9 protein-coding genes and 1 pseudogene are annotated in these 9538 nt (G+C 36.4%); all 10 read left to right on the top strand.

The window, feature by feature from the left end; translation table 11 throughout:
- Positions 1-394 precede the first annotated feature (394 nt).
- Positions 395-1726 (top strand): coenzyme-B sulfoethylthiotransferase subunit beta, encoded by a 1332-nt coding sequence (gene mcrB, locus ACKI67_RS04115; protein ID WP_407462121.1) that lies wholly within the window; start codon positions 395-397, stop codon positions 1724-1726.
- A gap of 96 nt (positions 1727-1822) precedes the next feature.
- Entirely contained in the window at positions 1823-2278 is a 456-nt protein-coding gene (mcrD, locus tag ACKI67_RS04110; RefSeq protein ID WP_407462119.1) for a methyl-coenzyme M reductase operon protein D, read from the top strand.
- Between the two features lie 36 nt (positions 2279-2314).
- Positions 2315-2911: a methyl-coenzyme M reductase I operon protein C gene (mcrC, locus tag ACKI67_RS04105; protein ID WP_292777442.1), complete on the top strand. Its 597-nt coding sequence runs from the start codon at positions 2315-2317 to the stop codon at positions 2909-2911.
- A 2-nt stretch (positions 2912-2913) separates the two neighbouring features.
- Complete coding sequence (mcrG, locus tag ACKI67_RS04100) at positions 2914-3666, top strand: coenzyme-B sulfoethylthiotransferase subunit gamma (protein ID WP_407462118.1); 753 nt, start codon at positions 2914-2916, stop codon at positions 3664-3666.
- Between the two features lie 14 nt (positions 3667-3680).
- Positions 3681-5333 carry a coenzyme-B sulfoethylthiotransferase subunit alpha gene (gene mcrA, locus ACKI67_RS04095; protein ID WP_407462117.1) on the top strand — a complete coding sequence of 551 codons (1653 nt, stop codon included), beginning with the start codon at positions 3681-3683 and terminating at the stop codon, positions 5331-5333.
- A gap of 828 nt (positions 5334-6161) precedes the next feature.
- Positions 6162-7034: a tetrahydromethanopterin S-methyltransferase subunit E gene (mtrE, locus tag ACKI67_RS04090; RefSeq protein ID WP_407462116.1), complete on the top strand. Its 873-nt coding sequence runs from the start codon at positions 6162-6164 to the stop codon at positions 7032-7034.
- A 12-nt stretch (positions 7035-7046) separates the two neighbouring features.
- Positions 7047-7748 carry a tetrahydromethanopterin S-methyltransferase subunit D gene (gene mtrD / locus ACKI67_RS04085; protein ID WP_407462115.1) on the top strand — a complete coding sequence of 234 codons (702 nt, stop codon included), beginning with the start codon at positions 7047-7049 and terminating at the stop codon, positions 7746-7748.
- Between the two features lies 1 nt (position 7749).
- Positions 7750-8568: a tetrahydromethanopterin S-methyltransferase subunit MtrC gene (gene mtrC / locus ACKI67_RS04080; RefSeq protein WP_407462114.1), complete on the top strand. Its 819-nt coding sequence runs from the start codon at positions 7750-7752 to the stop codon at positions 8566-8568.
- Between the two features lie 14 nt (positions 8569-8582).
- Positions 8583-8903: a tetrahydromethanopterin S-methyltransferase subunit B gene (locus ACKI67_RS04075; protein WP_407462113.1), complete on the top strand. Its 321-nt coding sequence runs from the start codon at positions 8583-8585 to the stop codon at positions 8901-8903.
- Positions 8904-9440, top strand: a pseudogene (gene mtrA / locus ACKI67_RS04070) (tetrahydromethanopterin S-methyltransferase subunit A); the annotation flags it as partial.
- Between the last annotated feature and the right edge of the window lie 98 nt (positions 9441-9538).

Raw genomic sequence — 9538 nt, 5'->3', positions numbered from 1 at the left:
TGTAATATTTGATTTTTTTGCGATTTTTAATTTTTTTCTTTATTTCCTTTTAAAAAGTCTTATTTAATCCTATTTTATGATTAAAAAAATAATTTTTCTTATTTTAGATATTTAACTTAATTTATACTGATTTTTATAATTATATTTATTTTAATCAATTTAAAAAAGTATTACTTCTGAGGGAATATATAATAAAAAAAATAAATAATGTTATTACTTATAAAGTTTTCTATTTAATTCTTAAACGAATGTTTATATTATATTTTAAATAAACTAATATCTGTATACCAAATAGCTGGCTATTGCAAAAATTTTGCTCTATAGCTTACTCACTAAAAACTGAAATGGTTTTTGTGAGTGGTATATTAACTCTATTTATTTAGGAGGGAAAAAATTGGCAAAGTTTGATGATAAAGTCGATTTATACGACGACAGAGGTTCATTAGTCGAAGCTGATGTACCAATCGAAGCTCTAAGTCCGTTACGTAACCCTGCTATTAAGAACATTATTAGCGGTGTTAAAAGAACTGTAGCTGTAAACTTAGAAGGAATCGAAAAATCTTTAAAAACTGCTTCCGTCGGTGGAGCAAAATCTAAAATCTTAGGTAGAGAAATGGATCTTGACATCGTAGCTCAAGCTGACTCCATTGCTGCTGCTGTAAAAGACATGCTTCAAGTAACTGAAGACGATGATACTAAATGTGAAGTACTCTCTGGTGGAAAAAGGATTTTAGTCCAAATTCCAACTATCAGATTAGACTCTTCCGCAGAATACTCCGTAGCAACCTTAGCTACCGCAACTGCATTAACTCAAGCTATTATCAAAGAGTTTGACGTAAACATGTACGACGCAAACATGGTAAAAGCTGCTATCTTAGGAAGATACCCACAATCTGTAGAATACATGGGTGCTAACTTAAAAACCATGTTAGACGTACCACAAAAATTAGAAGGTCCAGGTTACTCCTTAAGAAACATTAAAGCAAACGACTTCGTAGCTGCTACCTTAAAGAACACCTTACAATCAACTGCACTCGCAAGTATTTTCGAACAAACTGCAATGTTTGAAATGGGTGACGCAGTAGGTGCTTACGAAAGAATGCACTTATTAGGTTTAGCTTACCAAGGTTTAAACGCTGACAACATGGTATTAGGTCTCGTACAAGACAACGCAAAAGAAGGAACTGTAGGTTCTATCGTACAAGACACTATTGCTAAAGCTGAAGCAGATGGTGTAATCGCTGTAGAAAAAGAATTAACTGGATACAACATGTACGCTACCAGTGACGCAGCTAAATGGAACGCATATGCTGCTGCTGGATGTACTGCTGCTATTATGGTTAACGTCGGTGCAGCAAGAGCTGCTCAAGGTATTCCATCTACTATCTTATACTTCAACGACAACATCGAATTCGCTACCGGTTTACCTGGTATTGACTTCGGTAGAGCTGAAGGGGTAGCTGTAGGATTCTCTTTCTTCTCTCACTCTATCTATGGTGGAGGAGGTCCTGGTTTATTCAACGGTAACCACGTAGTAACCAGACACAGTAAAGGATTTACTATCCCTTGTGTAGCTGCTGGTATGGCATTAGATGCTGGTACCCAACTCTTCTCTCCAGAAGCAACTTCTGGATTAATTAAAGAAGTATACAGTGAGATTGACGAATTCAGAGAACCACTCAAATATGTTGCTTTAGCAGCTGCTGAGATTAAAGGTGACATCTAATTATCGAATTAATTTTTGTTAATTAACATCTAGTTTAAAATTCACATAAATAATAATTATTTAAATCATATCGATTTAGATACTGAGGTTAAAATAATGGATATTGAAATATTTCCACACAGAATTTTAGGTACAGACACAACTGAAAAAGTATTAAATGATTTAGAATCTTTAGATTCAGTTAAAAGAACTGTAATTCAAGGGCCAAGACTCCCACCACAAGATGATATTGACCGCATTTATGGTGATCGTAGAATCATTGTGGTAAACGGTGAGGAAATTGAATTAAAAGTTAAGACAGGTAGGATTTTTGTAGAATTATATGATGAATCTGGTATTGAAGAAATCAGAGCTATTTGTGATGAGCATATTGATACTGGTTTTGACATTAACACCAGCAAATCCCAATACATCAGGAAACAAAAAACTGTTACTGATGGATTGAAATATGGTGATGGTACAGAAATTCCTGAAAATTTAATTGGTATAGCAGATACTAGATCTAAATTTAATGAACATGTTTCTATTCTAAAAAAAGACACATTGGAATAAATATCTATTAAGTTTTTGAGTATTAGGTCTGATAATATGATTGGAAGATGCACACATCTTGTAGACTGTAGGGAAACAAGAGGTCTTGGTGAAGGAGGAGGAATTGCTCAAAGAGGAACTTTCGCAGAATGTGGAAGTGATGTTTTGGCAGTTGCTATGTCTCCAGGTCGTAGACACATTACCAAACCTGTTTGTGAAATCACCTTTGGTTTACGTGAAGCTAACTTATTAACCAGCACTATGATTTTAGATGCAGGTAGTGGTGTTCCACATGATGCTCCTGCCGGTGGTGCAGGTAATGCTTTTGGTTTAACTGACAAGGAAGTTGAACAAATGCAAAAGTTTAAAGTTATTGTAGTTCACTTAGGTGGAGTAAGAAATCATATTACATACAAAGCAAGATTAATCTTGCGTAACGTTAACAAACCTTGTGTTATTATTTGTGAATATCCTGTAGACTTTGAAGATTTTGCAAAAATCGGTGTCAAAACCGCAAAGGTCATGCCTGAAGAGGTAAAAACAGAAGGTAAAATCATGAACATAGTATCAGGGGTTATTAGGGGACAAACAGTGTCTCAAGAAAAATTAGATGAGATTATTAGAAAAGTTAGATTAACATTAGGAGATGCATAATTATGGCACAATATTATCCAGGAACTTCTCAGGTAGCTGAAAACAGAAGAAAATTCACTAACCCAGATGTTGAGTTAGAAGTTTTAAGAGAAATATCTGATGAAGATGTAGTAAAATTATTAGGTCACAGAGCTCCAGGTGAAGAATACAAATCCGTACACCCACCTCTCGACGAACTCGATGAACCTGATGACATTATTAGAGAAATTGTAGAACCTATTGACGGTGCAAAAGCAGGGGACAGAGTAAGATACATCCAATTTGTAGACTCCATGTACTTTGCTCCAGCTCAACCTTTCTTAAGAGCTAGATCCTACGTATACAGATACAGAGGAATCGATACCGGTACTTTATCCGGTAGACAAATTATCGAAGCTCGTGAAAGAGACTTAGAAAAAATTTCCAAAGAAATTTTAGAAAACGAATACTTTGATACCGCACGTACTGGAATCAGAGGTGCAGGTGTACACGGTCACTCTTTAAGACTCGACGAAAACGGTTTAATGTTCGACATGTTAAGAAGACAAGTACTCAACAAAGAAACCGGTAACGTAGAAATGGTTAAAGACCAAATTGGTCGTGAATTAGACGAACCTGTAGTATTAGGTGAACCATTAGATGAAGAAACCTTAAGAGCTAAAACCACTATCTACAGATGTGATGGTGAAGCTTACAGAGATGACGAAGACGCTGTAACTGTCTTAAGACAAATACACGTTACTAGATCTCAATTTGGTTACAACCCAGAATATTAAGGAGGTTTATTAAAATGGCTGATAAAAAATTCTTAGATGCAATGACTAAAAAGTTCAAAGAAGCTCCAGAAGAAAAAACTACTACCTTCTATAATATGGGCGGTTGGACTCAATCTGAAAGAAAAACTGAATTTGTAAACGAAGGTAAAGCAATTGCTGAGAAAAGAGGAATCCCAATGTACAACCCAGACATTGGTAACCCACTCGGTCAAAGAGCTTTAATGTCCTACCAATTATCTGGTACTGACACCTTTGTAGAAGGGGACGACTTACACTTTATCAACAACGCAGCAATGCAACAAGCTTGGGACGATATCAGAAAAACTGTAATCGTAGGTTTAAACACTGCTCACAACGTACTCGAAAAGAGATTAGGTATGGAAGTAACTCCTGAAACCATTACCAACTACTTAGAAGTTGTAAACCACGCTATGCCTGGTGCAGCTGTAGTACAAGAACACATGGTAGAAACTAACCCATTATTAGTAGACGACTCCTACGTAAAAGTATTTACTGGTGACGACGACTTAGCAGCAGAAATTGACCCTGCATTTGTATTAGACATTAACAAAGAGTTCCCAGAAGAACAAGCTGAAGCTTTAAAAGCTGAAGTAGGTAATGCTATTTGGCAAATTGTAAGAGTCCCATCTGTTGTAGGTAGAGTTTGTGATGGTGGTACCACTTCCAGATGGTCTGCTATGCAAATTGGTATGTCCATGATTTCTGCATACGGTCAATGTGCAGGTGAAGGTGCTACTGGTGACTTCGCATATGCATCCAAACACGCAGAAGTAATTGGTATGGGTACTTACTTACCAATCAGAAGAGCAAGAGCAGGTAACGAACTCGGTGGTGTACCATTCGGATTTATGGCAGATATCTGTCAAGCAACCAGAGTAACCGACGACCCTGTAGAATCCGCATTAGAAGTAGTAGCTTTAGGTGCTGCTTTATACGACCAAATTTGGTTAGGATCCTACATGTCTGGTGGTGTAGGATTTACTCAATATGCTACCGCAGCATACACCGATAACGTATTAGACGACTTCTCTTACTTCGGTAAAGATTACGTAGAAGACAAATACGGAGAATTATGTTCCGCACCTAACAACATGGACACTGTTCTTGACGTAGGTTCAGAAGTAGCATTCTACTCACTTGAACAATACGAAGAATACCCAGCTTTACTTGAAACCCACTTCGGTGGTTCTCAAAGAGCTGCTGTTATTTCCGCAGCTGCAGGTATTTCCACTGCATTCGCAACTGGTAATGCACAAACTGGTTTATCTGCATGGTACTTAGCACAATACTTACACAAAGAACAACATTCCAGATTAGGATTCTACGGTTACGACTTGCAAGATCAATGTGGTGCAGCTAACGTATTCGCTATCAGAAACGACGAAGGTTTACCACTTGAATTAAGAGGTCCTAACTACCCTAACTATGCAATGAACGTAGGTCACCAAGGTGAATATGCAGGTATCGCACAAGCACCTCACAGTGCTCGTGGAGACGCATTTGCAGTTAACCCTCTCGTAAAAATTGCATTCGCTGACAAGAACTTGCCATTCGACTTCACTAAAGTCAGAGCAGAATTTGCTAAAGGTGCTTTAAGAGAATTCGAACCTGCAGGTGAAAGATCTATCATCATTCCAGCAAAATAAGTTTGGTGTAAACGGGAAATTTAATAAATAAGGTTTTTAACTTGGAATGTGTTTCCACATTCCTTTGTTTTACCTTATTTATTTTTTTCAAAAAAATATTTGTTTGTATAAATTAGAATGGATTTTTTATCAAATAATTTTGAAAATAATAAGTTGTGTTTTATTATTGAAAATTAAAAAATTATAAAATATGATAAGAAATTTTCTTAAAGTAAAATTGAGTTATTATCAATTAATTTTGATAAAAGGCTTAATTTGTTAGGTAATGCTAAAAATAATTGATAAAATTTGAGATTATTTAGTAAAACTTATATATAGTGTTTTAAAAAAATTATAGAATATAGGCAGTTTACTGTCTGTAAAATAATTAATTTTAAGTTTATTTTAATTAAAGTGAGCTTGAATAAATATTTTTTTGTTCAAAACGCTTAAAAATAATGAACTTGAAATTTTTTGGTTTATCTTATTAATTATTCAGGTTTAATTATTAAGATCTTTAGATTTATTCATCAAATATTTCATTCTTAACACTTTAAGGATTTAATCTAGCTAGATTAAAAGCTAAGTGGTTTGCCTTGGCTTATTTGATTTATAAAATCTTTGTTTAAGTTATGAGGTATAATCATAAAGTATAAAATCATTCAGATGTACTAAAAAAATGGTCTAAATTTTGCTTTAGCCCATTATTTAGTCCATTTTTATTTTATGTCTTTATGGTTTTATATTTGAGCAGAATATGTCTAATTGTGATTAAAAAAGGAAATTTTAATCACATAATAATTTATTAAATAATTTAAATTTAATAAAATTTAAGGAGGAAAGAAAAATATGGACCCTATTACATTAGGTGTAGTCGCATTAATGGGTGCAGCAGCAACCATTGCTGGTGCTGCAGAGGACTTAGAGTCTGACATTGGTTCACAAAGTAACCCTAACTCACAAGTTCAACTTGCTCCACAAATGGGACATTTACACCGTATGATCAATAAGGCAGCTTCTGGTGAACCAGTAGCATATGGATGCTGGTGTGGTATCGCTGGTGGTATCGCAGCTCTTGCAATGGGTATGGGCATTATTCCTATCGTCGCAATTGCAATGGGTTCTACTGTTGCTGCATTTGTTCACGCAATTTATACAGTCACATCACACATGGGAAGGATTGTTGGTCAATCTCAATTTGAACAACCATTATTTATGGATGTATTAACCCAATCCTTAGGCCCTATCGCAGCTCATGGTTTTATAGCTAGTTTCGGTATTGTAGGAATCGCTTACTTAATGACTCTTCCATTAAGCGGTCTTGGACACCCATTCCCATTACCATTACTCGCTGTACTATGGGGAATTACTATTGGTGCAATCGGTTCATCCACAGGGGATGTACATTACGGTGCAGAAAGCGAATACCAAAAATTCGATTACGGTGGAGGTACTCCTGTAGCTATTCAAGGGGATATCGTAACCAAAGCTCCTCTCGGTGCTAAAAACTCTATCGATGTAGGTAACTTCTGTGCTAAATATGGTGGACCTTTAACCGGTTTCTGTTTCGGACTTATTGTCTTCATAAGCTTCTGGATCACTGTTGTATTCGGAGCTATTGGAGGACAAATAGTAGGACTTATCATCGTTATCTTATTAATCGCTGGTAACTACTTCCTTGAAAAGTCTGCAAGAGAAAAATTCGGACCATATGAGGAATAAGGAGGTTACATTATGAATCTTATTATATTTATTATATGTGTTGTAATTGCAGGTATTATTATGGGAGGAGGTGTACACTTCATTCCTGTAGGTGGTGCTCCTGCAGCTATGGCTACCGCTACCGGTGTAGGAACTGGTACCGCAATGTTAGCAGCTGGTGCAGGTTTAACTGGACTCATTACCGCAGCTTCTATGACAGGACAACCAGTATGGTTGATCATCTTAGCAGGTGCAGTCGGTTCCATGTTAATGATGGGTATCACCATGCTTATTGGTAACTTTATTTATATTTATGGTGTTGGTGTAGTACCAGCATCCGGTAAAGCTGCAGTTGACCCAATCACCAAATGGAACCAAGAAAAATATAAAACTCCTGGTACCGAAGGACACGGTATTCCTACCGTATGTTACATTAGTGGTATCATCGGTGGTTTACTTGGTGGTGCTGGTGGTGGATTAGTCTACTGGGCTATTAACGAATTCGCAACCGCTAACATGACTGGATTTGACGCTACTGTTATTGCAGGATTAGCTGCTATCTTATCCGTAGGTATGTTCTTCATCAACTCCGTAACTGCTTCCTATAACATTGGAGGTACTATTGAAGGATTTGTAGACCCTAAATTTAAAAGACTTCCTACTGGAATTTTAGCTTGTGCTATTGTATCTCTTGTAGCTGCAATCTTCATGGTTTTAATGATTGGAGGTATTTAAGATGTCTGCTGGAGGAAGTGGAGCACCTGCAGAAGGTGCTGTAGATGCTAATGTAATGTTAGCTATTGGTATTATCGGTGGATTACTCGGTATATACTTATCTGGTATTAACCCTGTTATTGGACCTGTATTAAGCTGTCTTGGTGCAGTTTGTGCAATCCTTTGGGGTGTAATTGCAATCCGTAGTGTAGCAAGTTATGGTTTAGGTACTGGTGTACCTTCTATCGGTTACATGTCTTTAGGTATTGGTGTAATCGGTGCTTTAGCTGGTGTAGGTATTATCGCATCTTTAAAATTAACTGGATTAGAAATTGCTGGACCTATTCTTGCATTAATCTTTGCAATGATTATTGGATTATTAGTTGCTGTTGTAGCTAAAAAAATTGTTGGTATGAAAATTCCTGTTATGGAAAGATGTACTGCAGAAATTGCAGGTGCTGCAGCATTATCTGTTTTAGGATTCTCTGCTGCTATTGCAGGTGGATACTCAATTGACTTACTCTTATCTGCTGTAATTGCTCCTGGATTTATTGCTATCTTTTACATATTATGTACTATGGCTATCCAACACCCATTCAACGCATGTTTAGGACCAAACGAAGACCAAGTAAGAACTCTTAAATGTGGTGCTTCTACTGCATTCTTAACTATGATCATTACTGGTATTCTTGCTATTTCCGCTGGAGGATACGCATGGTTTGCAATTTTAATTGTCGGACTTATCGGTTGGTACATCTCATTTAAGATGTTTGTTAATGCTTCCTGTGAAGCAGCTGCATCTGTTAAATGGGCTGGTTTATGGCCAAAAGTTGAGGAATAAGGAGGTTGTTATAGATGGTATTACCTTTAATACAATTTATTCCTGAATTAAACTTAAATCTTGACGCAGAATCCGGTATTCTCGGAGCTGGTGGTGGAGATTTAATTATTCTTTCAATGGATGAAATAAATGCAGAAATCGCAAAAGTCGAAGCAGCTGCTGACGAATTAATGAATTCCTTAGATCCTAACTCTGCTCCATTAGGTTCCTTCCCAGGAAGAGAAGGTAACTTTGTAATTGCAGGTAAATTAACTAACATGGTTTATGGATTTGTTATAGGAATGTTCCTTATTATGGCAGCAATGCCTATATTAACAGCTATGGGGGTTTTATAGATGGCTGACAAAAAACCTACTGCTGATAATTGGCCTGTAGTAAGTGGAGACTACATTGTAGGAGACCCAGAAAGTCCTGTTGCTGTAACTACTTTAGCTTCTCACAATGAAGATATCCCGGCTGCTGCTGGAGCAGCAATTGCTGGACCTTGTAAAACTGAAAACTTAGGTATTGAAAAAGTTGTAGCAAACATCATTTCAAACCCAAACATCAGATTCTTAATCTTATGTGGTGCAGAAGTACAAGGTCACATTACTGGTCAAAGTTTTAAAGCATTACACGAAAATGGTTGCGACCCTGAGAAAAAGAAAATTACTGGAGCTACCGGAGCTATTCCTTTCGTAGAAAACATTCCAATGGAAGGAGTAGAAAGGTTCCAACAACAATTAGAACTCGTTGACATGATCGACAACGAAGACGGTGGAGCAATCACAGCAAAGGTAAAAGAGTGCATCGAAAAGGACCCTGGTGCATTAGAAGAAGATGCTTTAGTGATTGGATTGGATGAAGAAAATAGTAAAAAAACTGCAAAAGATGATATGTCTTCTAAAATTGAAGATGTAGAAGTAGCATAAGTAAATTTTATTATTTTTTTCTTATATTTTTTTATTTTTCTTAAATTTTTCATAATTTT

This window comes from Methanobrevibacter sp., assembly GCF_045577275.1.
GTDB lineage: Archaea > Methanobacteriota > Methanobacteria > Methanobacteriales > Methanobacteriaceae > Methanobrevibacter.
The sequence above is the reverse complement of the archived record's forward strand: the minus strand, read 5'-3'. Positions and strand labels throughout refer to the sequence as shown.

Excerpts from the sequence above, each read along its gene's own strand:
- mcrD (WP_407462119.1), top strand. The coding sequence starts at position 1,823 with ATGGATATTGAAATATTTCCACACAGAATTTTAGGTACAGACACAACT.
- mtrE (WP_407462116.1), top strand. The coding sequence starts at position 6,162 with ATGGACCCTATTACATTAGGTGTAGTCGCATTAATGGGTGCAGCAGCA.
- ACKI67_RS04075 (WP_407462113.1), top strand. The coding sequence starts at position 8,583 with ATGGTATTACCTTTAATACAATTTATTCCTGAATTAAACTTAAATCTT.
- mcrC (WP_292777442.1), top strand. The coding sequence starts at position 2,315 with ATGATTGGAAGATGCACACATCTTGTAGACTGTAGGGAAACAAGAGGT.
- mtrC (WP_407462114.1), top strand. The coding sequence starts at position 7,750 with ATGTCTGCTGGAGGAAGTGGAGCACCTGCAGAAGGTGCTGTAGATGCT.
- mcrG (WP_407462118.1), top strand. The coding sequence starts at position 2,914 with ATGGCACAATATTATCCAGGAACTTCTCAGGTAGCTGAAAACAGAAGA.
- mcrA (WP_407462117.1), top strand. The coding sequence starts at position 3,681 with ATGGCTGATAAAAAATTCTTAGATGCAATGACTAAAAAGTTCAAAGAA.
- mtrD (WP_407462115.1), top strand. The coding sequence starts at position 7,047 with ATGAATCTTATTATATTTATTATATGTGTTGTAATTGCAGGTATTATT.